We start from the raw sequence: 22,750 nt of genomic DNA, 5'->3' as shown, positions 1-22,750 counted from the left end.
GAGGTTTCAGCTTGAGCCGCGCGTTTCAGTGCTCATCGTCATTCGGTGCAGCACTGACGGAGGTTGCTCGAATTCCCTTATCTGAAGGCCGCTTTGAGCGCATCACTAGCACGCATACGCACGTCGTTTGCTGCTTCGATGCTCGGAAACGGCTCTGCAAGCCGACGCATGTTGGCGAAGTCGTGGATCATCCCGTCGTAGTTGATGTGCTCGACAGAGACGCCAGCCTCGGCGAGCGCCGTTCCGTACGCGAATCCTTCGTCGCGTAGCGGGCCGTACCCGCAAGTGATCAGCGTCGCTGGGGGGAGTTCAGCGAGGACGCGCTCGGGAGCGCGAAGTGGAGACGCTCGTGGATTTGCTCCATCGATATCGTCACGGAGGTAGTGATTCCAGAACCACACCATTGCTCGCGCGGTCAGGAAATATCCGTCGGCATTCTCCTCGTAGGAGAGAGTGTCGAATGAGTGGTCGGTTACCGGATAGAGCAGCACCTGCTGATCGATTGTCGGAGTACTAACGTCCTTCTCGACAGCCATCTGCGCGACAACGGCCGCGAGATTGCCGCCAGCGCTCTCGCCGATGACTGCAAGGCTTCCGTCGGCACCAAGCGATTCGGCGTTGTCTGAGACCCACTTCGTTGCAAGGTATGTGTCTTCCACAGCAGCAGGGAATGGGTGTTCCGGTGCTTTCCGATAATCTACAGAGACGACGATGCAGTTGCTCTCGGTTGCCAGCGATCGGGCAACACCGTCGTGAGTATCCAGGTTGCCAGCGACCCAGCCTCCTCCGTGGAAGTAGACGGCTGCAGGAAGGTTCTGACTCGGATCGGGATCGTAGATCCGTATCCTAATATCACGGCCATACGCCCGAATCTTGCGTTCCTTGACGTCTGCGACCAGTATTGGATCAACATCCGGTGTGTACAGATCACCGAGGACCGCTCGCGTCTGCTCAGGGGATAGTTGACTAATATCGGGTGCACCCACGTCTACCAACGTGTCTAGTAGGTCTTGTGCGTCCGAGTCAAGTTCTGTGGCGCGTCGATCGTTTGCTGAAGTCCCAGACATCACGGTTTGTTATGCACTACCAAACTGTATAAGTGTCCTCGCTGAACCATCAAAAGAGGCAGACAGCCCTGATTAACTGCTGTTGTGTGCTACGCCGTCACCATTCGCTGGCTGTAGTCGTCGAAATCGTTGGCGCCTTAGTTTTGGCGCACGAGCGCGAGCAGCGCGAGGAGAACAACGATTGCGGCGAGCACGGTAGCGACACCGACACCGAGATCGTTGACTGTGTTATTGCTCATTACGCCCGCTCCTCCGGACTCTGTTGACTCGTCCGCTTGGATCGGTGCTGCTGTACTGGATTGGTCGGAATCGGTCTCTGCCGACGCCGACATCGTCGGTGTGCTCGTACTGGTGGCCGTCTCTGTTGGGGTAAACGTGCTTATGCCACCACTACAGGTACCGGGACTGATTTCGATCGGCTCATCCATGTCGAGCTCGGTCGTTTCACCCGACCCAGAACGGACGACCCACTCTTCGAGCTGGTTCTGGCTGGGTGATCCTTGCCACTCGTCGAACGGATAGCGGTTGGACTCGTCATTGAACGCGATGTCGATAGAGATGGTCCGATAGTTCGAGCTACCGAGTCCGCGGAATGCCCCTCCGTCGGTTCGGTTGCCGTTCGAGACCCATTCGATGTGGCTCGATGTGGCGGAGTGTCTGAAGACGTCGTCGCGGTTGGTGTACGAATCGTCTTCGATTGCCCATTCGCCGTCTGTCGGTAGCCCAGAGATGTCGGCTGTCGCAGCGAACCCACCGTCGTCGTCTCCGAATCTATCGTGGAGGAACACGAGACTCAGTCCCTCTGAGCCAGCATAGACGAACACTTGACTCGTCTGGCTCAGTTGAATGTCTCTCGTTCCATACGAGGTGTACTGCCCCCGTGCGGTCGTTGTCGTCGACCGGTAATCGTAGAAATTCTCGACCGACTGTGTACCATCGCCGAGTGGCGTGATTTGGACACATTCTGAACCCTGCACGACGACAAATGTCTGTTCATCTTGTGCTGCTACCGTTGCCGGAACGGCCACGATCGCCGCAAGAAGTACAGCGAGCGTGACTGTCCCGGTCCATAAATTCCCCATCTCTTGTTCACCCCTCTGCTCGATATCCGCGATACGCGAGCAGCCACGTGGCAAGATGTGTCAACATACATCTCAACAGAGACGCTCCAGCAATAAATCCCTCTGAAAATACGTTGAGTTTATTAGTTAGATCAGAAATAAATAGTAGGATAGAATATATAATTATCTAAGTTCCAGTGAGATTAAGTATTGGGGGATACACACCGCCACGTGATTGTGACCGTTAGGTGTGCTGTATTCGTACTCAAGAGAGGACTTATACCCCTGAGTGACGATTGTCATGTGTGGACTCTCCGTTTGATGTTCTCGGGATCAGCCCCGATGCGGACGAAGCAGAGATCGATCGCGCGTATCGACAGCGAGTGAAGGAAGCACACCCAGATCACGGTGGCTCAACCAGTGAATTTCAGCTCGTTCGAATGGCCTACGAGGAGCTTCAAGTGGGCGATAGTGTCGACACCAAAGCTGTCGAGTCCGACACGGATGGACCAGAAGAGGAGGAGCCCCAGACTCGAGTTGAGTACCTCAACTACGAAGTTCTCGATGACTACGGGTGGTCACTCGATGATGAGGATTTGTTCAGCAACGCGGCAAGCGCGGATCTCAGCCCAACAGATTTTGGTCAGTTTCTCGTTCGGCCACACGAATCGCTCCTTGAAGCCGCTGAAAACCGTGGCTTTACGTGGCCATTCGCCTGTCGAGGTGGAGCGTGTGCCAACTGTGCGGTTGCTGTCATAGCAGGGGAGATAGCGATGCCTGTTAATCACGTGCTTCCGACGGAAATACTCGACCGTGGGATTCGACTCTCCTGCAACGCTATGCCGATTACAGAAGAGCTGAAGGTCGTCTACAACGTCAAACACCTTCCGTACCTCGATGAACTTCGGTTGCCTCCTCGCCCGTTCGAGCAAGCGTGTCTTGGTGACTGACTGGGTGCTAATCTAGTAGCTGTGTCGTGTCTGAGTCGTATTCACAGCAACGTTATTCCCTGTTTGATGCTGCCAGAGCAAGAACTCATCTCTATGTAGTTATTTCGAATGACGAACGATATGTACACTGTCAACCGACATGGCTAAGTTGGTTGACGGTTGGATGAGTACATCGATGACCGAACAGAGACACGGCGGTGATGGGGATGGCGAAACGGGTGCTGCATCGGTCGATACCGAACTCGTTGGCGATGAAGTGGTAACCAACGTCGCCCGCGCGGCGCTGTTCGCTGCTCTGATCGGCGCGTTTTCATACGTGAGTTTCCCGAATCCGGTCTCACCAAATCCGGTCACGCTGCAAGTGCTGGGCGTGTTTCTCGCCGGGATTCTTCTCGGGCCGATCTGGGGTAGTGCAGCCTGCGGGTTGTACTTGTTTGCGGGTATGCTCGGTGCGCCGGTGTTCGCAGGCGGTGCAGCGGGCTTTGGCGTTCTGATCGGTCAGACGGCCGGATATCTCTGGTCAACCCCGTTAGCAGCGTTTGCTGTTGGTACCATCGTCCATGGCGGTCTCTCACTGTCTGATCCGGAAGCGGTGGGTCTCGCCCGACTCGTCGGCGCGATGGTCGTCGGTACGGTGCTCATCTACGCGCTGGGTATTACGGGGATGATGATCGTCCTCCGTCTTGGTCTTGAAGAGGCGGTTATTGCGGGCGCAGTTGCGTTTATCCCGGCTGAGGCACTGAAGATCGCGGCTGCGGTCGGAATTGTCCGTAGCAGCGCGATAGCCGCAGAATGAAACGATGATCGAGATCCACGACCTCACCTACCGATATGGGACATCGGACGGTAGATCGGAGACCGATGGAACGGCCCCAGTTATTGACGGCGTTTCACTCACCATCGAAGACGGTTCCTTTGTCGTGCTCGCCGGACCGAACGGATCGGGGAAGACGACACTCGTCCGGCAGTTCAACGGCCTTCTCGATCCAGATTCGGGAACAGTGTCGGTAAATGGCCAGCCAGTCAGCGACAACACCGTGGCTGCCCGAACTGCGGTAGCGATGACGTTTCAGGATCCACGAGATGGGTTCGTCGCTGCCACCGTTGGTGCTGATGTCGCGTTTGGCCCGGAGAACCTTGGCCTCAGTAGGACCGAAATCGACCGACGGGTAGAGGAAGCGCTTACTGCAGTCCAACTGGACGGCCACAAAGCGGACCGTATCGATCGATTGTCTGGTGGGGAACAGGCGCGCGTTGCTATTGCAGGCGCGCTAGCGATGGATCCGGATCATCTCGTGCTCGATGAACCGTTTGCAGGTCTCGATGAACCGGCCCGACAATCAGTGCTCGACAGGCTCACAGCGCTCTACGCTGACGGCACGGGTATCGTCGTCGTCACCCACGACCTTCGAGATATGGTAAACCTCGCTGATCGTCTTCTCGTTATGCACGAAGGACAGGTGGCACTCGATAGCCCTCCGGAAACGGCGGTTGAACAGCTGTCGGGGCTTGGTGTCCGCCCCCCATGCTGACCTACGAACCCGGCCGGTCAATCGCGCATCGGCTCGATCCACGGGCGAAATTCGCCGTCCAAATTGGATTCGCTCTCGCAGCGTTCTCTCATACGACTCCGCACGGATTACTGGTCTTGACTGTGCTCACTGCGTTTATTCTCGCGGCAGCAGCGCTCTCTCCGCTCGTTGCCGTCCAAGAGGTTCGCTATGCGCTGCCGTTTCTGATTGCGGGACCACTACTTTCGGCCCTCGTTCTGGGGCCACCGTGGATTGAACTCACTGAGACATTCATGCCAACACTTGCGAGCTATCGCGTCCTTCTCGTACTGCTTGTCAGCGTCGCATACGTCCGGACAACGCCAGTTCGTGATTCGCGGGCGGCTGTCCAGCGGGTCGTTCCTGGGCGGATCGGCCGCCTTCTCTCTATCGGTGTGGCGCTTGTCTTTCGGTTCTTACCGGTGCTGATGTCCGATCTCTTTCGGGCGCGCACTGCGATGCAAGCGCGACTCGGGACCGAGCGCCGTCTCACTGATCGGATGAGAATCATCACGATCGCAGGAATCCAGCGGGTGTTCGAGCGGGCCGACCGACTGGGGATGGCACTCCGTGCACGATGTTTCTCGTGGAACCCGACGCTACCGGCGCTTCATTTCTCGCTTTGGGACGCACCAGCGCTCTTACTGGCCGCTGGACTCGTCGTTTGGGCACTCGTCTGATCGTTCGACTAACCGGTCCCTCGTTGACCTTCCGTTGGGCTACCATTCGCTGTTCCTCGATTTTGATTGCACACAGAATGGTTATTGACAGTATTGAACGGTCATTGAATCATAACCAATTGAAAGTATTCACCCAAATCTTGATACAGCCATGTGTTAAATGACATTCTCAAACAATGCTCTTCGGTGGATTGAGTGAACGACCCACAGACTAGGTTGCTTTTTGAGATGTCGATCGAATAATTGTCGATATCAACCCTTCGTACAACGATTCTGTATACTGCGTGTATGATTTCCTGAGAGAGATATGCATTCAGTCGTGAATATCTTAGCTGCAGTAACAATGGATTTTGATGAGGTCATTCACCTTGTCTTTCAGGGCATTTCGTCGATACACCCGTTGCTTGTCTGGTGAATGATGATGTCGATGCAGTGTCCGTGTCGGCGTTAATGATAGTATAGTTGGCACTGGCCGAATACGGATATGTCATAATATAAAAAATATTGTACGTTAGAGATGGGTGGAATATTCTGATTTATATTTCTTCCCATCGAATATACTATATGCAATACAGCCTTCAGTCTGGGAGTTCTGTCGATCCTCCTGCATCCTGGAGTGTAGGACGTATTTTGGACAAAACGGGAATACGATGTCAAAACACACGAAAAATCACTGTTTTAAATGCATTACGATGCTGTTAGTAATCAATCTGCGTGATTTTCTCGATCGGCCATTGGCTGAGGACTTCGACGCCATTCTCGCGTACTACGACCATCTCCTCAACCCGAACACCCTGACGGTCTGCGGGCTCCATCGTTTCGACGGCCATCGTCATTCCCTCCTCAATCTCGATCGGGTGGTCTGGCGACAGCCCGCGCCAGATGAGCGGCATCTCGTAGAGTTGGAGTCCTAGTCCGTGTGCCCAGTGGTTCGTCGTCATCTGCCAATGTTCGTCAGCGCCGTACCATTCGGCGTGCTCGCCGTCCATGTCTGGAAATCCCTTACAGATCTCGTCGGTCGTTGCGCCCGGTTCGATGCGTTCGAGCACGTCGTAGAGATTGTCGCGTGCGATCTCGTAGGCGTCCTGCTGGGCTTGGGTCGGTTTGCCGACCGAGAACGTGCGGTAGTAACACGAGCGGTACCCGAGATAGCCGATGTTGTACATGTCGGCGTAGACGATGTCGCCAGGTCGGATGGAACGATCAGTCGTGTTCGCTTGGTGTTTCGGCCACGTGTTCGGACCGCTCGTGAGGTAGCCACCACCGACGAACGCGCCCTGTCGCCAGAGTTCCTTCGTCACGTCGCCCCAAATCTCTGATTCGCGCTTTCCTGGCGCCGTGTTCTCGACGACCTGCTGGAAACCAGCTTCACAGATCGCCGCGACCTGACGAAGACACTCGATCTCGTCGCGGGTCTTCACTTTCCGCGCGTCGTGCATCAGATCGATACACTCCTTCGTCCGAACGTCCACACCGTTGTTCTCGAAGGCCCCGACAAGCCCCGTGTCGACGTCGAGTCCCATCGGCTCCGTGTGGACGCCGTACTCCTCCATCGCTTCATAGACGAGATCGGCCATTTTCTGGGTGAGAAACGCCCGCGCCGAGTCACGACCCGAGGCCCGAGGGACGTTCCCGAGACCAGGACAGGCATAGCGGATGTCGTCGAGCCACGGGCAGTTGAATCGCTGGTTCGAGGCGTGGTCTGCGGTGTCCCAGTGAACTACGTCGCCATTCTCAGTCAAAAGCGTGTAGTGATCCGCACCCGAACCGCCAGTCATCGCAAGACCGGTCACATAGCGGATGTTCGGGTCCGAGACCAACAATAGTGAGCCAAGGTCAGTATCCTCAAGCCGCTGTAACGCCTTGTTGAATCGTTCCTCACGGAGTCGCTTGACGTCGATTCGCTCCTCCCAGTCCACTGCCTGTGTTCCTCGTGTTCCCTCCATGAAATTCCGATCGTACATGCTTGAGTATGATAGTCCAGCAGATCGGACATAAATCCCACTGTCTAACACTGTCGATCGCGGACTGCTGTCGGTGTTTCAAAACTGTAGACGAAACGCCAATCCGCGACGTATGTCTCGCATGTGATTGTGAGAACCAACCGAATGCCAAGCGATCGTCCCTGGTGCGGCGTGAGTGGAGAACTATCGACAACGACAGCATTACAGTAGTACGTGTGTCTGTGTCACGTGGACGGTCCGTCGTAATGTTGTTGCATCACGCAACTCATTCGAGAAAATCTGTTGATCGATGTTTTCCTCTGTGGTCGCGACCAACGGCTGGCTCGAATGGTTCTCACAGCCGACCGAACACAACCGAGCACTTTCCCAGAATAGTCAAAAATTATTGTATACTAATTATCTGTCAATAGTTGTCTACCCGTACGAGTATTTCTATTGCCAGACTCAACTCCGAAAACACTCACAGATGGTGATTCAGATAGCTGCTGTCTAACCACGAATCCACTCAACGCACGGGTGGCGGGATTGTTGTTCTCTCCGACGTCTTTGTCGTTCAATAGAACCCAATGAAACTGTCTATGTAGACTTCGCTACCAACAACAGGTTGAGCATATGTTCCGATGGCTAACCGAGTGGCTCGCATCTCTTCTGTTGTACTGCATCATTCCGCGTCTGAAAAACACAACTGAAATACATCTGACCTTAGGAAGGATATATAATCATATTGGCTCAATCGATGAACACTGCATCGATCGATAGCTCTCGAATGATCTGATCCATCGTCACAGAACGGAGCCGTGACCTCTCCGTGTTGTTCACTACACAGAGTATTCGTCGAACATCACGTACAGAGAGGCATGAGCGAACGTTCATGAACCCTCCGTTGGATTACTGATCATGGCTAGCACGGCGTCCCTTTCGGAACCACGGGTCCTCGCGCACACGAAGCGTCGTCTCTTTCCCGACAGCACTGAACCGCGCACTTATTCGGTTGTAGACACACAGTTTGCCGTCGATGAGTGGCTCTCGGATCAGCCTATTCCGCCGGATCTCAGCTCGCAACTCGCCCCATTCAACCACGTCCAACTCGGAACAGGCTACCCCGACCTTGTCGGTGTTCGGCATCTCGAATCTGACCTCCTCGCCGTCGAGCGCTTTGGCGAACAGCCGCCACTGATCGCTGTCGAGGCAAAGGGGTATACAGGAACCGAAGCAGTCGATGTCGAACGCGGGATCGTACAAGCGTATGACCGCCTCCACGAAGCGAACGCTGCGTACGTTGCGGCACCAGAAGCTGCTATCTCACAGTCCGCGCGAACACTGGCCCGAGAGCTCAATGTCGGCGTCCTCGGTGTCGATAGCAGTGGAACCGTCGAACCGCTCGAAGTTCCCCGCATCGTCGGTAATCGCACGGCTGATGACGCGAGAGCGATCAGCTTTCAGGCCACCGCACAAGGGGTCGCGGACAAATCGTTCGCACTCAACCATCCAAAGAACTATCTCGCGTACCCCCTCGCACTCTCCCATCCCGAAGACACTGACACAGTGCTGGCAAGTCATGTTGTTCGAGCCGTCGAAGGCGCCCGGCAGGGTGCAGTATTTCTCGGTCTCGTGAAAGAGCAACCCACCCGGGTCGATCTTACTCCGCTCGGTAATGAGGTAGTTCGGTTTGCTCTCCATCGGTATGGCTCCGTCGAGGAGGCACTGACTACCTTTCAAGATTGGCAGCGCTCACGAACGCGATTCTGTGAACTTGCACCCGAATGGGGACTCCTCACTCGACGTGTTGTCTGGACGTATCCTGCAACGAAACTTTTGGTCAAAGAGCTCCAAACAATGCACACAGACGGGCTGACTGAGCCATCTCTCGTCGATCTCGTTATATGGCTGCACGAACAACACGCCACATTCACCGTCGAGCTGTTTCTCCGGGGGACCGACGACGTCCGCAGTCGAGTACTCGATGAAACGGGAAATCTGCGGACCGACGAACTGACCGATGGCACTATCTATCATTCTCCGACAGTCTTCCAACTGAAAGCCATGCTATACCACGCCGGGATCGTGACCGAACGCGGTGCTGAACCCACCCGACTCGATCCAGCGACCGACACGTGGGCGCTCTGTGAACCACTCGATGTCAACCAGTAAACGGAACAGCGATACCACAACAGAGTGTCACTATCCGATGAAGCGCTGACTTCTACGTCTGTCCATCTTCGTTCATTTCCTTCTGTCGATGGGCTAGATAAATAGATGGTGGCTATAAGAATCTACATCAGTTGCTCTCTACGTATGGTACAGCATACTGATCATCACGGTGGTCAGAGGAGACGTTTGGTTTCCCGACGGAGCGTCCTGATGGCACTGGGTGCAGTCGGTGGGATAGCCAGTTTGTCGAGTCGTCGTTCCGCCGGCGGAACTGCGAGGCAGAACGAACGAATCAGCGTACAGCGGTGGTCCTCTCCACGGGACTTCGCCGCAGGGCGGTTTCAGGGCACACGACCTGGACGTGGGGAGTCGCTCACCATCGCGCACCCTGTTGGTCAGCGCGAGTACACCGACCCACACGGCTACGGCACGAAGACGTGGCAGTACGGCCGTTGGATCTCTCCGAGACATCGGGTGGGCTTTGGCGCAAAGCAACTGATTGCCTCGTGGGCTGTAGACGCCCCGAAGGACACGTGGGTACAGATAGAGATGCGTGGGACGACCACCAGCGGCGAACGTACCGGCTGGTACGTCATGGGTCGTTGGGCAACGACTGATGTGGATATCCACCGCACCTCTGTTCCTGATCAGGGTGACGAACACGGTTGGGTCGCTATCGATACGTTCAAAGCCGCGGATGGGATCATGCTGGGCTCGTATCAGATGCGCGTGACGCTCTATCAACTGCCCAACAACGACCACACGCCGGTCTTGCGTTCGATCAGTGCGATGACGTCTCACCTACCACAGCAAGATCACGTCGATCCCAGCCCACTCGGTGGAGCAGCGGGAACCGTATTAGACGTGCCACAGTACTCCCAGGAGATACACAAGGGCGAGTACCCACAGTGGGACGGTGGTGGTGAGGCGTGGTGCAGTCCCACCTCAACCGCGATGATCTGTTCCTACTGGGGTCGCGGTCCAACTGAGGAGCAGATGAGCTGGGTTGATCCTGAGTACAAGGATCCACAGGTCGACTTCGCTGCCCGTGGAACGTACGACTACAGCTACGATGGTGCCGGAAACTGGCCGTTCAACGTCGCCTACGCCAGCCAGTTCGGGCTTGATGGATTTGTGACCCGGTTACACTCTCTGAACGAGCTAGAACAATACATCAAAGCCGGTATTCCGATCATTACTTCGCAGTCGTTTGAGGAAGATGAGCTCCCCGGTGCCGGGTACGGAACGAACGGACACCTCATGGCTGTGGTCGGCTTCACTGAAGATGGGGATGTAGTTGCTAATGACCCGGCTTCACCGACCAACGATGCCGTACGCCGCGTCTATCCACGGGGAGCATTTGAGAACGTCTGGCAGCGGACCTCATCGACTGGTGGGATCACCTACGTCATCTACCCTCCCGGACATGCGCTTCCGGACGCGGCCTCCGAGGACTAACACGACGACCTCGGCTCTCCCGCTGATAGCGCGGACAAAGAACTAATGTCGCACGAAACAGTGATACAGACGACCAATGAATAGACCGAGCGTTGAGGCGCTCCCCGATCCACTCGAACAATCCGAGTTTCCACCGTTTACTGCTGTGCGCTATGAGCCCCCAGCACCACGAGAGGATGCGGTCGAGGCGACGACACGACGAGAGACGAGTGAGTTAGTGGACGAGCTTCCGTCTGGTGCGACTATCGCGGTTGGTCTTGGGAGTCGTGGAATCCACGATATCGAGTCGATCGCCCCAGCCGTCATCGACGCATTCGACGAACAGGGATTCGATCCGGTTGTCGTGCCTGCGATGGGGAGTCACGGCGGAGCAACCGCCGAGGGACAGCGGCGAACGCTCGCTGCTCTCTCGCTCACAGAGGAAACACTTGGCTGTCCGATTGACGCACGAATGGAGACGGAGACGGTCGGTCAAACGTCGTTCGGAGAACCCGTGTACTTCTCGACGGCCGCACTCGAAGCCGACGCAGTCACCGTTATCAATCGTGTGAAGCCGCACACGAACTTTGCAGGTGAGATCGAAAGCGGGCTTTGTAAGATGCTCACCATCGGGCTCGGAAAGCGAAACGGTGCCCAGTCAATCCACGAGCAAGCGCTGGTTCACGGATACGTTCCTGTGATCGAAGATGCGTTCGGTGAAATCTGCGAGACGGTACGGTTTCTCGGTGGAATCGCAATCGTCGAAAATTTCTACGATCGCACCGCTGCGATCGAGGGAATCACTGCTGGGAACCTACCCCACCGTGAGTCGGAGCTGTTGGTGCGTGCACAGCAGCATCTGCCGACACTTCCGTACGATACGGTCGATGTGCTCATCGTCGATCGCATCGGCAAGGATATCTCGGGCACTGGGATGGACACAAACGTCGTCGGTCGCTATCAGGTGCTCAATACCGACGAACCGGAAACCCCAGACATCAAGCGCATCGTGGTCCGGGGCCTGACCGAAGAGACACACGGTAATGGACACGGGATCGGTCTCGCTGATATAACGACAACAGACGTAATCGATGAACTCGATCTCGAACAGATGTACACCAACGCCCTGACGAGTAATTCTCTCAAACGGTCGAAGCTACCGGTTGCGATGCCGAACGAGCAGCTGGCTCTCTCAACGGCCTTTTCTACGGTCGGCACGTCCGACCCCGAGTCGGTACGAGCGGTGTGGCTCCGTGATACGGGCCATCTCTCCTCGTTTGCTGTCTCGGAAGCGTTGGCAAACGAATCGTACGACCACGTCGATCACAAGGGACAGCGTCAGCTCGTCTTCCGTGACGGCAAAGCAGCGCTTGCGCCATGATCCAAAGCATCTCGTGCTGTCTGTTATCCAAGGTGAGTGACCGGCGTGATGAGCACATCGGATCAATCCTGACGAATGACCTCGTACCCGTCCTGTTCGATGGCTTCGATGATGTGATTCGTGTGTTGATCACCGCTCGTCTCAATTTGGAAATCCAAGTACGCCTCGCCGACTGAAAGATCACCGATTGCGCGTTCGTGGCTGACGTTTTGGATGTTTGCGTCGTTTGCCGCGATGATTCCCGAGAGATGACTCATCTTACCGGGTTCATCGATGATACGAACGCGCAACCGGATCAGTTGTTTTCGGAACGTCAATCCGTGTGTCAAAACGCGTTGGAGCATTGTCATGCTGAGGTTCCCGCCGCTGATCACAGGAACAACAGTTTTTCTCTCGGTGTCGAGTTCGTCGCTCAGGAGTGCAGCGATCGCCGACGCACCAGCTCCTTCGACCATCTGCTTCGTTCGTTCGAGAAGATACAGAATACTGTCGGCGATTTCAGTATCAGAGACGGTAATGATCTCATCGACGTGCTGTTCGATGAGTTCGAAGGTGAGATCAGAGATACCCCCTGTCGCAATTCCGTCGGCGATCGTTTGAACAGCGTCTGCAGTATGTGGCTGCCCTTTTTCGAGACTCTGTGGGACTGTCGCCGCACCCTCGGCTTGCACTCCGATGACTCGCACGTGCGGGTCAAGTTCTTTAATCGCGGTCGCAACACCGCCAATTAGCCCACCGCCTCCGATCGGAACAATCACCACATCGACAGCAGGAACTTGCTCAAGAATCTCGAGACCGACGGTTCCTTGGCCAGCGACGATATCCGGATCGTCGTACGCGTGGACGAAAACAGCGTTCTCGTCGACGAGCGAATGCGCGTGATTCATCGCTGATTGAAAACCGGAACCGTGGAGTTCTATTCTCGCACCGTATCCCTTCGTTGCGTCGATCTTCGACTGCGGGGCGTTCTTGGGCATAACGATTGTCGCATCGAGCCCCGTTTTTGTGGCAGCGAGCGCGACGCCTTGTGCGTGGTTACCGGCACTCGCCGCGACTGCTCTGTCGATTTGACCGTCGTTACTGTCTGCGAGTTGACTAAGTTTGTTATAAGCCCCCCGTGTCTTGAACGAGCCAGTTCGCTGGAGATGTTCCATCTTGAGAATGACGTTGGCCTGTGTTTTCGCATCCAGCGTTCGACTGGTTTCGATTGGTGTTCTTCGAACGACCGATTCGTCGTCGAAACGATCTCGTGCGCGTTTGATGTCTTCTACTGTTACTGGCATATCTCCTGTTGCGGGCATCGTCTGACTGTCGTGCGTTCACCGCTTTCCGCCCTGATTCGGGGTGTCTGTCAGCGGGTCCCAATCGAGTCAATCCAACCCACGAGGTCTCTTATAACTACTGATGACGGTGCTGACAGCGGTGTCAGGCGCTATCGGTCGGGGTGGCAAACGTCGACAGCGATGTCTATGTGCCCCGATAGCGTCGGAGCGGTCTCTTCATCTAGAGCAGTCGTTATCTTTCCGCATCTAAATGAAATATCTAAAATACTATGTGAACTCCGTATCATCACATCCCAAAGAGCAATACTGAAACTCAACGAGTCTGATTATCTATATGAATAGGTTTAAACTAGTAGCGCTTTACCTACACGACTCCAACATTGATGAATGACGGTCACTGAGCAGTGTGAGTCGGTTTTACTACCTCACGGCTCAGTGTTGGAAATACCGTGGCTTGGTTCGCGAGTTGAAAAGAACAACTACTCAATTGTCGGTCCGGTGCAGTTCTTTTCATCAGTGATGACACAGCGCATTACAAACGTAGGGATGTAACCATTCTATCTATAACTCAACCAGAGTGTGTGTCGGATGTGGCAGTTGGCGATCTATTCGTGATGAGTGGATGGATCGCTTCGATCGGTGGAAACACTCATTCGGTTAGTCCGTAACCACGCTTGAACAACCACACGTCGAAAAGCACGATCATCACTGTTGCACCCGTGAGCACTGCGAGCGAGACGTTCGGGTCAATGTCACTCGTACCAATGAATGCATACCTAACCCCATCGACCATGTAGACCATCGGGTTGAGCAGTGACACGGTCTGCCAGAATTTGGAGAGGGCGCTTAGGGGATAGAAGACTGCACCGAAGAAAACGAGCGGTCGAATAATGAACTGATTCATCACGGTCAGATAGTCGAAATCTCGCGCCCACAGACCTCCTACGACGCCGAAGCCAGCGAAGAGGAACGTGATTACAAGAATGAACGCAACGACGTACGCAGGATGCGCGAACCAGACCGGCGTCATCGATGGGATGAGATTCGTACAGATAGCACCGACGATAGTGATCAACACCGCGATGATGATGCCACGCAGCGCGCTGGTCGAGACGTACGCGAGAACCATCTCGGTGTATGAAAGCGGCGATGTCTGGACCTCGTGGATGTACTCGTTCCAGCGTCCGTGGAAGATAGAGAACGAAGCGTTCTGAAACGCATCACTGGTCGCACCGAGCACAACGAGACCAGGAAGGATAAAGAGGATGTACGGAACGCCTTCACTTGCATTGATTCGTCCACCGAGAATCACCCCGAAAACGACAAAGTAGAGCGTATTCGTGATTGCAGGCGGGAGAAACGTGTTCCGTGGTCGACGAACGAACCGGAGCACTTCCCGATGGATGAGCGTCCACAAACCGACGGAAACGACGTTCACAACGACCCTCCGGTTGATGCTGGTGCCTCAGTCTCACGACCGTCGCTCTCGTCTTCTGTCTGTTGTTCGTGGCTGGTCAATGAGACGAAAACCTCTTCGAGCGATGTGCGCGAAATGTCTATGTCGACCACTGTGTGATCCTGGTGGTCGAGACTGCGAACGAGGGTGGGTGCAACCTCTCCTCCATGAGCCGTTGTCACAACGAGTGTATCATCATCGAGCGCTACGTTGTCGATGCGTTCATCATCGAGCGTCGGAATTCGCGTCGGCTGCTCACGAAGTCGGAGGCGAACGGTGTCGTTGCCGCGTGCCATCAGCGTCTCTGGGCTGGCGACCGTAAGTTTGCTCCCCGAATCCATGATCGCAACCGAATCACAGAGTTGCTCAGCTTCTTCGATGTAGTGTGTCGTCAGTAACACAGTGGTGCCGTCGTCGTTGAGGTCTGTAATGATGTCCCAGAGATCGTGTCGAAGTTCGACATCGACTCCTGCCGTCGGTTCGTCGAGAATGAGGAGATCAGGGTCCGAGACGAGCGCACGAGCGAGCATGAATCGGCGTTTCATTCCGCCAGAGAGCCAATCAAAGCGTGTCTCGCGCTTTTCGTAGATTCCAACGGTACGGAGTGCCCTGTCCGCACGCTCTCCGGCCTCTTTCGTCGAGATCCCGTGATAGCCCGCCTTGTGGATCAACACTTCTCGAATCGGAAAGAAACGGTCAACGTTGAACTCCTGTGGTGCGAGTCCGATCCGATCCCGAGCAGCGCGGTAGTCGTCCTCGACATCGTGGCCGAATACGCTGGCTTCGCCGCCAGACTTGCGGACGAGCCCGACGAGAATATTGATGAACGTCGTCTTGCCCGCACCATTCGGTCCAAGAAGCCCGAAGAACTCACCCTGCTCGACCGAGAGTGAAAGTCCATCGAGCGCTCGAACATCCCCATAGTTCTTTTCGAGATTCGTCGTAGAAATGGCAAGCGACACTACCAGATCTAGGGTCGGAAAGCGATTAAACGTGTTGACTTCGGCGAGAGCGACCGGCACTGAACGTCTTGAGCGACAGCCTCGGCAGATCGATCCGCTCACAGCAGACAAATCAGCCGCTGAACTCGACGACCACCACGTCCATAGGTACACATCTTCCCGTAGATATCTCATCGCTGAAGGTGTTGATAGCCTCGATCAGACGGGTGCTGGTCGATACGACGTGATCTGTACACCCATTCCGTACCACAACCGAGACAGCTCGCAGGTTCGCCTGTCGGTGCGTCTGCACGACTCCTGAGACAGGTGGGAAGAAGAGGCGAATCGACCGAGCGCAGTGAGATTCATTTGGGATCCACAACATGTATCGTCGGACGGTATTTTCACGACAATCACCGTCGATGATAGTAGCATGGCCGAAGATACTGACGTCTCCCGATCATCGAAACGGGTATCGTCTGTTCAGCGCATCATTGAGGAGCGACTCGCCAATTCGTTGTTTCGTTCGCTCTTGTGCACTCGCTTCCATTGGCCAGTGAGCAATTGGCTCGTGCTCCTCTCGTACGCTGGTCGCCAGTCCGGACGGCAGTACACATTTCCGGTGGCGTACGAACAATTCGATGCTGCGATAGTTGCTGTTACACCGATTCAAGACAGCAACTGGTGGGAGAATTTTCGAGATCCAAGCGACTGCACCATTTGGTTTCGCGGGACAAAGCGTTCCGCAATCGGAGAGATAATTACTACTGAAGCACGCGATGCTATGATCGTCGAGTACTTCGAACGTCACGGAATAGTGGGATGGATCCTCGGGTTCGGCGGTAATCCAGCAACAGGTGGTGATCAACTCGATCGGGCAAAGCAGGATCTCGCGGTGCTTCGATTCACGTTCGAGGAGACGTGATTCTCCTAACCTTCGAATTCACATCGAAATACTGTCGCCTGAACGTTCGATCAGATTGCTTTCACGTGTTACATCCGGGTGACCTGTTGACTAATGTTATCACTGGTTGGAATATCTCGATTCGTGTAGCAACACGCTGTCCCCCGATTATTTGTGTCCATTCTAGAACTATTTGGTGGACAACACTATCGCTTGAAAAACATTGAACAAGTAATGATAACGAAATAGTAATTTTAGTTGGGTAATCACGCCGTGAGGAGTGTTTTTTGACCGATTACTTCCAACAACATCGAGTAAATATCTGTACTGCGGGTGACTGGAGCATGTATCAATACGCCCAGCATCGTTTGTATTCTCTGCGGATACATATGATACATATACGACTGTTTCACTATAGTCAATAACACCAAAACATATTTGAAATGTGACCGAATTGGATCCACGTAATGGTTCTTGGTGGTCTGCTTCCGAACACGCCGATTGTGAACGTAGTCGTCATCATCGTTGCGACGGGATTCATCTGGTTTGGGAGCGGTTGGCTTGAAGCGTCCGCAGAGCGCTTATCGGCTCACTATGGACTCCCCGCGGTGGTTCAAGGATCAGTCGTCGTCGCGGTTGGTTCGAGTTTTCCCGAACTAGCAAGTGTTGTGTTTACTGCCCTCGCTGGCGTGTTCGATATGGGAGTCGGTGCGATCGTCGGCTCTGCAGTGTTCAACATTCTCGTGATACCTGCTCTCGCCGGAATCCTGACCGATGAAGACATTGAAGCCAATCGTACCATCGTCTACAAGGAAGCTCAGTTCTATATGCTCGCTGTTTCGGCACTGGTTGTGACGTTCGCACTGGCGGTCATCTACGCCCCGGTTCCGAATGCACCCTCGCTCACTGGACGGATCACGCGCCCGTTGGCTGCTATTCCACTTTTATTGTACGTGCTCTATCTCTTCATCCAGTGGCAAGATATCAATGAATACCAAGGTGACAGAACGAGTAGTGAAGGATCCGTCCACAGAGCGTGGGCAAAGCTCGCTGTCGGATTGCTCGTCATCCTGATTGCTGTTGAGCAGCTCGTCGGTGGTGTCGAGTCACTCGGACACACGTTCGGCATTCCAGAGTTTCTCGCTGGCGTGATCATCATCGCGGCAGCAACAAGTCTACCAGATACACTCGTGAGTGTCCGATCGGCCCGCGCTGGCAAGGGTGTCACGAGTCTCGGGAACGTACTCGGATCGAACACGTTCGATCTGCTCGTCGCAATTCCAATCGGTGTCCTCATCGTCGGAAGTGCTCCCGTGAACTTCTCGGTCGCGGTCCCGATGATGGGTGTCCTGACGGTTGCGACTATTCTTCTCTTTACCATCCTGCGAACCGATCTCTCACTCACTAATGTCGAATCCTATGCACTGTTGGTCGCGTATCTCATTTTCGTCGTGTGGGTCGTCGCTGAGTCGATTGGAGTCACACATCTGATCAAAGGAACGTAATCAGCGCTCGAATCGATGGTTGCTTAGTCTCATTTCTGTTCTGATATCTGGTTTATCAAAACACGGTACCTATTCTAACATTGATTAGGGCGAATCGTAGTCCGAACACAACACTCTCATTGAATGCCAAGAATCACGTCAGTGTGATGTGCCGTGTCGTAGATGTCAGGAGGTATCATAAAGTAGAGGTGCATTCTAATCACAGTTGTCATGCAAGAAGATAAGCATGCAGGTCCAACCCGGCGAGACGTACTGAAACAGATGGGAACGGTAAGCGCGATCGGTCTCAGCGGAGTTACGCTATCGAGCACCAGCGCGGAAGCGAAGCCATCGGTTGATTGGGAGCCGGCTCATTCGAGCAACTACACTGCTGCGAACCGTGGCGCAGCAGAGATCGACGCTATCGTCATCCACGTCGCACAGGGATCTGCCGAAGGGACCGTCAACTGGTTCCAGAATCCGGATGCCAACGTCAGTGCCCACTACACGATCCGGGATGACGGCTACAAATACCAGTCACTCAGTGACATCAATATCGGGTGGCACGCTGGTGGTGTTTCGTGGTACAACGACGCCACGATCGGCATTGAGCACGGTGGCTACGTGAGCAGCGGTTTCCCCGATGCACAGTATCAGAGCTCTGCTGAACTCGTCCGCTGGCTGTGTAACGAATACAACATCCCGAAGAGCCGCGTCTCTGGTGTCGCATCGTGTGGTGGAGAGAGCGGTATTATGGGCCATCATCAGGTACCCGAGTCCGACTGTGGCTGGAATGACCATACTGATCCGGGCTCGAACTGGGACTGGAACTACTACATGAGCCTCATCTAGCGTTGGCTGGCCAACGTTGAAACAGCTGCCCCCGGACGTGCATCCCTCCGTGGCGAGACACATCGCACGAGGGGTCTGCTTTCGTTCGGTACCGTTCGTCTCCGGACTCTTCGATCAAAGAGATTTCACCCTCACAATGCACGCAGGCCATCGGACAACCGCCCCAGACAACCCGATTGGAAGCACTGACTCAACACATAAGGCCGAAACCAGCTATCGAATTCGCATCTCTCTGCACGGTCGTCGTTGACATCAGAAACGGTGATCGGGATGTACTTGATGTGATGCAAACCCAATGCACGCGTTATCGGGTTTCTCATTTCTAGTATGACACTTATCGAGACACAAAGCCGACGATATAAACGTCACGCGCTAGTCTCTAATCAATGTCTCAGATGGAGTCTCAGACCAACGATACGTCCGTCCGGAATGCGTTTCTGACTGGCGCACGCACCGTGATACCCATCCTTCTGGGAATCATCCCGTTTGGCCTCATCACGGGCGTGACAGCAGTGAATGCCGGTATTCCGCCCCTTCAAGCGATTGCTATGTCTGCCATCGTCTTTGCTGGAGCATCCCAACTCGCGGCTATTGATCTCATCGGGAACACCGCCCCAGTTGCTGTGGTCGTTGTGACAGCAATCATCATCAACCTCCGTCACGTGATGTACAGCGCGTCAATCGCGCCTTACTTCCAACGGCTCAGTGGGCCGTGGAAGTGGCTTTGTGCCTACGGTCTCACCGACCAGACGTATGCGGTTTCACTCACTGAATTTCGAGCGAAAGACTACACACCGAGCACTCGAAAATGGTTCTACCTCGGTGCAGCAATCACTCTCTGGGGTACATGGCAGCTTGGGACAATCGTCGGAGTTGTCGCTGGCGCACAGATTCCGAGCGGGCTCTCACTCGAATTCGCTGTGCCGCTCACGTTCATCGCGTTGTTGTTTCCTGCACTCGAAGATCGACCCACCATCCTCGCGGCGATCGTTGCAGGAGCACTCAGCGTTATTGCTGGGGTACTTCCGTTCGATCTTGGACTCGTGGTCGCAACACTCGGTGGCATCACCGCCGGTGTCGCAGTCGGACGCCGACACGGCTCATTCCCGACAAGCACACGGAGCGATGAATTCACCCGTGACAGCGAATCAGATGCTGATGACGAGATGGGATCGACTCAATGACTGGATACGATCCGATGACGATTTGGCTGGTGTTCTTCATCGTCGGGATCGGCACGTATGCCCTCCGACTCTCGTTCATTATTCTGTTTGGACGGCTGGACGACGTACCGGTCTGGATCGAGGGCGTGCTCCGGTTCGTTCCGCCGGCGGCACTGGCAGCTCTCATCGTCCCGGCAATTATCTCGCTCTCACTGGGACCGTCCCTCGGGCTAGTGTTCGAGCACGAGAAAGTACTCGCCGGGGCAATTGCGACGCTCGTCGCATGGCGAACGAAGCGAGTTCTCCCGACGATCGGCATCGGAATGCTTGCGCTGTGGGGCTTGCAGCTCGTATTGTAGCACCGTACTTTGAACTGAGTTGATCCGATCGAATCTAATCTGGCGTCTCACGTGATCTCGCGTAGCCCAGCACGATCGCTACCAAGCAGGTTCGATGGTGTATCCTCCTGGAGAGCAGCAGTGCTCTTGTTCCGGTCGCATGTGATCGTCACCGCTCTTTGACACCGTAGATTTCGACACCCCATTTGGAATCGGACTTGTTTCGACACCCCCATCCCCCTTCGATATCGACGCCATTCGCCGTCGCCGTTTGGAGAAGGTGCGTGAGTGCGAGATGGAACGCCATCTCGTCAGTCGGTTCACCACGGGTCTCAGTCGTGTGCTGTCGAATCTCGATCTCACCACTCGACAACACTGTGACCCGGTACCCGTCAAACGTGAATTCGGCACGTTCGTCTCCTTTCTGGTGGGACGAACGCCGAAGTGACTCGACGAGTTGCTCTAACGCGTCGGGATCGATGGCAGAGTAGATCGGTTCCATCTCGTTTGGTTCAACTCGATCGATCGCCGCAATCGCCTCAATGATGGTACTAGAGAGGGACGTATCACCAGTACAACGGAGAATCGTGTGGTATCTATCCATGTCCATAGATAGCATTTAGCCCGTTAGTTGTCTGTCTCCTGCTCTCACTGTTGAGGGTGTTTATAAGAGTCGCAAGTGCAAACACTCGATCTGCCGGTAGCTGATTCTGATTCAGTCTCATTTTGTTTTCGGCTGGAAACCATCTAAGACCGACCAGCGTTCGTAGTGGGGTTACTGTCTATCGTTCCCGTACAGTAGTTCTGCAACAGCGATCTTTGCACCGCGTCGCAGTCGTTGTGACATCGAGTTGTCGCTGACGCCGACACGCTCCGCTAGTTCGCGCTGATTGATTTTACGAGGAATGTCCCAATAGCCACCTTCGTACGCCGTGACGAGGGCGTCCTTCTGTTCGACTGTGAGTGGTCCCGCTTCGGGTGGCGTCTTCGGGTTGTACACCCGCAAGAGTTCGAATGGGAGATCTTTTTCGTGGCACCGTCGCTGAAATTGGCTCAGTTGCTCCCGTTCCCAAAACTGAAGGCGAAATCTCCAAATGTTGGCTGTTCCTCTGGCGTTCAGTACGTCGATGTCGAGATCGACGAACACTCGAACGAGTGCATCGACATCGGGACTCCACGTGACCGAATAGAGGAGGCGAGCAGGTGTTCGAGTGAGTTCGACGATCTCCTCTACGAGAGGATCATCGGCAAGCGTCTCCTCGACCGCTGCCTCGTTCTCGCTTTCCACCCAGAATAACGGGATGATTTCCTCTCGTGTCGGAACAAGGCGTTCGAGTTCAATCTCGACTTGTGGATGAGATTGTAAGATACGCCCGAGCGGAAATGCGTCCGCAGGCACGCGGATATCGGTGATTGTGGCGACCATGATTCAGTCCTTCGTACACCATTTGAGTTGCAGGGTTGCGTTGCAACCCTCGATTCTGGCCCGGTGTCTACTTGATGTACGAAGTCGAATGGCTCAAAGAGAGAAGACCGATATTAGATTCGTCTATTAATTTGTGAGTTTTTCTGCCTGATCGTTGTTAACCGGTAGTGAGTAGGATCCAATCACTGAGGCCGATTCACTCGCTCTCAAGCAGCTTGGCGGTCCGTCTCCTGACTGCTTCCACTTGCTGGCCTTTCGATGTAAGGGTAATGCTCCCGTCGTCGTGATCGTATTCCACGATGCCCTCATCAGTCATCTTTGGCAGATGTTGGTGGTGAAGACGAATGCGAAACGCTTGATCATCGCGGCCGCTGGTTCCATCACTTTGAGTGCGTTGAACGAGCTCAGAGACGGTCTCCGACATGCCGTGTGCGGATAAGCCCTGAAGTATGACTCGCCGTTCTCTGTCCGCTAATATTGCATAGACAACGTCGGCATACTCACTCCCGGTGTTGGTTCCTCCAGCCATTGTCGTTTCACGTATGTTGTCTCTCTACAGATACATTATCGTTTGCCTTGGACATGGAACCACTTCTTATCCGATCGTCGAAGACCGTTCGGGTAGATTAGTATCGAGTGCGGTCGGATCAACTTGTCTCAGG

At 54.6% G+C, this 22,750-nt stretch carries 22 protein-coding genes; 13 read left to right on the top strand and 9 right to left on the bottom strand.

Going from position 1 to position 22,750, the window contains the following annotated elements:
• Positions 1 to 77: 77 nt before the first annotated feature.
• Positions 78 to 1,067 carry a LipP1 family hormone-sensitive lipase gene (gene lipP1 / locus MW898_RS08105; protein ID WP_248906096.1) on the bottom strand — a complete coding sequence of 330 codons (990 nt, stop codon included), beginning with the start codon at positions 1,065 to 1,067 and terminating at the stop codon, positions 78 to 80.
• Between the two features lie 137 nt (positions 1,068 to 1,204).
• Positions 1,205 to 2,149, bottom strand: a complete 945-nt coding sequence (locus MW898_RS08100) for a cell surface glycoprotein related protein (RefSeq protein ID WP_248906094.1) — start codon at positions 2,147 to 2,149, stop codon at positions 1,205 to 1,207.
• A gap of 284 nt (positions 2,150 to 2,433) precedes the next feature.
• Between MW898_RS08100 and fer the strand changes: the two genes are divergently transcribed.
• From fer to MW898_RS08080, 4 genes are all read left to right on the top strand, one after another.
• Positions 2,434 to 3,078, top strand: a complete 645-nt coding sequence (fer, locus tag MW898_RS08095) for a ferredoxin Fer (protein ID WP_248906092.1) — start codon at positions 2,434 to 2,436, stop codon at positions 3,076 to 3,078.
• A 175-nt stretch (positions 3,079 to 3,253) separates the two neighbouring features.
• Positions 3,254 to 3,874, top strand: a complete 621-nt coding sequence (locus tag MW898_RS08090; protein ID WP_248906090.1) for a biotin transporter BioY — start codon at positions 3,254 to 3,256, stop codon at positions 3,872 to 3,874.
• Between the two features lie 4 nt (positions 3,875 to 3,878).
• Positions 3,879 to 4,610: an energy-coupling factor ABC transporter ATP-binding protein gene (locus tag MW898_RS08085; RefSeq protein WP_248906088.1), complete on the top strand. Its 732-nt coding sequence runs from the start codon at positions 3,879 to 3,881 to the stop codon at positions 4,608 to 4,610.
• Positions 4,604 to 5,308 carry an energy-coupling factor transporter transmembrane component T family protein gene (locus MW898_RS08080; RefSeq protein WP_248906086.1) on the top strand — a complete coding sequence of 235 codons (705 nt, stop codon included), beginning with the start codon at positions 4,604 to 4,606 and terminating at the stop codon, positions 5,306 to 5,308. Before MW898_RS08085 ends, MW898_RS08080 begins: the two co-directional genes overlap by 7 nt.
• A 698-nt stretch (positions 5,309 to 6,006) precedes the next feature.
• Here the strand turns inward: MW898_RS08080 and MW898_RS08075 are convergent.
• Positions 6,007 to 7,272 carry a M24 family metallopeptidase gene (locus MW898_RS08075; RefSeq protein ID WP_264383142.1) on the bottom strand — a complete coding sequence of 422 codons (1,266 nt, stop codon included), beginning with the start codon at positions 7,270 to 7,272 and terminating at the stop codon, positions 6,007 to 6,009.
• An 897-nt stretch (positions 7,273 to 8,169) separates the two neighbouring features.
• Between MW898_RS08075 and MW898_RS08070 the strand changes: the two genes are divergently transcribed.
• The 3 genes from MW898_RS08070 to MW898_RS08060 all read left to right on the top strand — a co-directional run bounded on the left by MW898_RS08070 (position 8,170) and on the right by MW898_RS08060 (position 12,241).
• A complete protein-coding gene (locus MW898_RS08070; RefSeq protein WP_248906082.1) occupies positions 8,170 to 9,423 on the top strand; it encodes a hypothetical protein in 1,254 nt (417 codons plus the stop codon).
• 210 nt (positions 9,424 to 9,633) lie between these two features.
• Positions 9,634 to 10,881: a C39 family peptidase gene (locus MW898_RS08065; protein WP_248906080.1), complete on the top strand. Its 1,248-nt coding sequence runs from the start codon at positions 9,634 to 9,636 to the stop codon at positions 10,879 to 10,881.
• Between the two features lie 76 nt (positions 10,882 to 10,957).
• On the top strand, positions 10,958 to 12,241 hold the full coding sequence (locus tag MW898_RS08060; RefSeq protein WP_248906078.1) for a nickel pincer cofactor-dependent isomerase, group 22: 1,284 nt from the start codon (positions 10,958 to 10,960) through the stop codon (positions 12,239 to 12,241).
• 62 nt (positions 12,242 to 12,303) lie between these two features.
• On the opposite strand, the gene ilvA is transcribed toward MW898_RS08060, so the two are convergent.
• The 3 genes from ilvA to MW898_RS08045 all read right to left on the bottom strand — a co-directional run bounded on the left by ilvA (position 12,304) and on the right by MW898_RS08045 (position 15,942).
• Entirely contained in the window at positions 12,304 to 13,542 is a 1,239-nt protein-coding gene (ilvA, locus tag MW898_RS08055) for a threonine ammonia-lyase (RefSeq protein WP_248906077.1), read from the bottom strand.
• A gap of 631 nt (positions 13,543 to 14,173) precedes the next feature.
• A complete protein-coding gene (locus MW898_RS08050) occupies positions 14,174 to 14,962 on the bottom strand; it encodes an ABC transporter permease (RefSeq protein WP_248906075.1) in 789 nt (262 codons plus the stop codon).
• Positions 14,959 to 15,942: an ABC transporter ATP-binding protein gene (locus tag MW898_RS08045; protein WP_248906073.1), complete on the bottom strand. Its 984-nt coding sequence runs from the start codon at positions 15,940 to 15,942 to the stop codon at positions 14,959 to 14,961. Before MW898_RS08045 ends, MW898_RS08050 begins: the two co-directional genes overlap by 4 nt.
• A 34-nt stretch (positions 15,943 to 15,976) precedes the next feature.
• On the opposite strand from MW898_RS08045, the gene MW898_RS08040 reads away from it, so the two are divergent.
• The 6 genes from MW898_RS08040 to MW898_RS08015 all read left to right on the top strand — a co-directional run bounded on the left by MW898_RS08040 (position 15,977) and on the right by MW898_RS08015 (position 20,683).
• Positions 15,977 to 16,243: a cyclase family protein gene (locus tag MW898_RS08040; RefSeq protein WP_248906071.1), complete on the top strand. Its 267-nt coding sequence runs from the start codon at positions 15,977 to 15,979 to the stop codon at positions 16,241 to 16,243.
• Positions 16,244 to 16,354: 111 nt separating this feature from the next.
• The gene (locus MW898_RS08035) at positions 16,355 to 16,846 is read left to right on the top strand and encodes a hypothetical protein (RefSeq protein WP_248906070.1); all 492 of its coding nucleotides are present in this window, start codon (positions 16,355 to 16,357) and stop codon (positions 16,844 to 16,846) included.
• Between the two features lie 446 nt (positions 16,847 to 17,292).
• The gene (locus MW898_RS08030) at positions 17,293 to 18,330 is read left to right on the top strand and encodes a sodium:calcium antiporter (protein WP_248906068.1); all 1,038 of its coding nucleotides are present in this window, start codon (positions 17,293 to 17,295) and stop codon (positions 18,328 to 18,330) included.
• A gap of 210 nt (positions 18,331 to 18,540) precedes the next feature.
• Positions 18,541 to 19,161, top strand: a complete 621-nt coding sequence (locus tag MW898_RS08025) for an N-acetylmuramoyl-L-alanine amidase (protein ID WP_248906066.1) — start codon at positions 18,541 to 18,543, stop codon at positions 19,159 to 19,161.
• 386 nt (positions 19,162 to 19,547) lie between these two features.
• Positions 19,548 to 20,345: an AzlC family ABC transporter permease gene (locus MW898_RS08020; RefSeq protein WP_248906064.1), complete on the top strand. Its 798-nt coding sequence runs from the start codon at positions 19,548 to 19,550 to the stop codon at positions 20,343 to 20,345.
• Positions 20,342 to 20,683, top strand: a complete 342-nt coding sequence (locus MW898_RS08015; RefSeq protein WP_248906062.1) for an AzlD domain-containing protein — start codon at positions 20,342 to 20,344, stop codon at positions 20,681 to 20,683. The genes MW898_RS08020 and MW898_RS08015 overlap by 4 nt, the downstream gene beginning before the upstream one ends.
• Positions 20,684 to 20,831: 148 nt before the next feature.
• On the opposite strand, the gene MW898_RS08010 is transcribed toward MW898_RS08015, so the two are convergent.
• The 3 genes from MW898_RS08010 to MW898_RS08000 all read right to left on the bottom strand — a co-directional run bounded on the left by MW898_RS08010 (position 20,832) and on the right by MW898_RS08000 (position 22,617).
• Positions 20,832 to 21,272 (bottom strand): HalOD1 output domain-containing protein, encoded by a 441-nt coding sequence (locus MW898_RS08010; protein WP_248906060.1) that lies wholly within the window; start codon positions 21,270 to 21,272, stop codon positions 20,832 to 20,834.
• 165 nt (positions 21,273 to 21,437) lie between these two features.
• Entirely contained in the window at positions 21,438 to 22,088 is a 651-nt protein-coding gene (locus tag MW898_RS08005) for a helix-turn-helix domain-containing protein (RefSeq protein ID WP_248906058.1), read from the bottom strand.
• A 196-nt stretch (positions 22,089 to 22,284) separates the two neighbouring features.
• Positions 22,285 to 22,617 (bottom strand): DUF7344 domain-containing protein, encoded by a 333-nt coding sequence (locus MW898_RS08000; protein WP_248906057.1) that lies wholly within the window; start codon positions 22,615 to 22,617, stop codon positions 22,285 to 22,287.
• Positions 22,618 to 22,750: the final 133 nt, after the last annotated feature.

The sequence above is a fragment of the Halocatena marina genome, assembly GCF_023276375.1.
GTDB lineage: Archaea > Halobacteriota > Halobacteria > Halobacteriales > Haloarculaceae > Halocatena > Halocatena marina.
This window is presented reverse-complemented; position numbering and strand designations above follow the sequence as displayed.

Excerpts from the sequence above, each read along its gene's own strand:
- lipP1 (WP_248906096.1), bottom strand. The coding sequence starts at position 1,067 with ATGTCTGGGACTTCAGCAAACGATCGACGCGCCACAGAACTTGACTCG.
- MW898_RS08100 (WP_248906094.1), bottom strand. The coding sequence starts at position 2,149 with ATGGGGAATTTATGGACCGGGACAGTCACGCTCGCTGTACTTCTTGCG.
- MW898_RS08090 (WP_248906090.1), top strand. The coding sequence starts at position 3,254 with ATGACCGAACAGAGACACGGCGGTGATGGGGATGGCGAAACGGGTGCT.
- MW898_RS08085 (WP_248906088.1), top strand. The coding sequence starts at position 3,879 with ATGATCGAGATCCACGACCTCACCTACCGATATGGGACATCGGACGGT.
- MW898_RS08080 (WP_248906086.1), top strand. The coding sequence starts at position 4,604 with ATGCTGACCTACGAACCCGGCCGGTCAATCGCGCATCGGCTCGATCCA.
- MW898_RS08075 (WP_264383142.1), bottom strand. The coding sequence starts at position 7,272 with ATGTACGATCGGAATTTCATGGAGGGAACACGAGGAACACAGGCAGTG.
- MW898_RS08070 (WP_248906082.1), top strand. The coding sequence starts at position 8,170 with ATGGCTAGCACGGCGTCCCTTTCGGAACCACGGGTCCTCGCGCACACG.
- MW898_RS08065 (WP_248906080.1), top strand. The coding sequence starts at position 9,634 with ATGGCACTGGGTGCAGTCGGTGGGATAGCCAGTTTGTCGAGTCGTCGT.
- MW898_RS08060 (WP_248906078.1), top strand. The coding sequence starts at position 10,958 with ATGAATAGACCGAGCGTTGAGGCGCTCCCCGATCCACTCGAACAATCC.
- ilvA (WP_248906077.1), bottom strand. The coding sequence starts at position 13,542 with ATGCCCGCAACAGGAGATATGCCAGTAACAGTAGAAGACATCAAACGC.
- MW898_RS08035 (WP_248906070.1), top strand. The coding sequence starts at position 16,355 with ATGGCCGAAGATACTGACGTCTCCCGATCATCGAAACGGGTATCGTCT.
- MW898_RS08030 (WP_248906068.1), top strand. The coding sequence starts at position 17,293 with ATGGTTCTTGGTGGTCTGCTTCCGAACACGCCGATTGTGAACGTAGTC.
- MW898_RS08025 (WP_248906066.1), top strand. The coding sequence starts at position 18,541 with ATGCAAGAAGATAAGCATGCAGGTCCAACCCGGCGAGACGTACTGAAA.
- MW898_RS08020 (WP_248906064.1), top strand. The coding sequence starts at position 19,548 with ATGTCTCAGATGGAGTCTCAGACCAACGATACGTCCGTCCGGAATGCG.
- MW898_RS08015 (WP_248906062.1), top strand. The coding sequence starts at position 20,342 with ATGACTGGATACGATCCGATGACGATTTGGCTGGTGTTCTTCATCGTC.
- MW898_RS08010 (WP_248906060.1), bottom strand. The coding sequence starts at position 21,272 with ATGGACATGGATAGATACCACACGATTCTCCGTTGTACTGGTGATACG.
- MW898_RS08005 (WP_248906058.1), bottom strand. The coding sequence starts at position 22,088 with ATGGTCGCCACAATCACCGATATCCGCGTGCCTGCGGACGCATTTCCG.
- MW898_RS08000 (WP_248906057.1), bottom strand. The coding sequence starts at position 22,617 with ATGGCTGGAGGAACCAACACCGGGAGTGAGTATGCCGACGTTGTCTAT.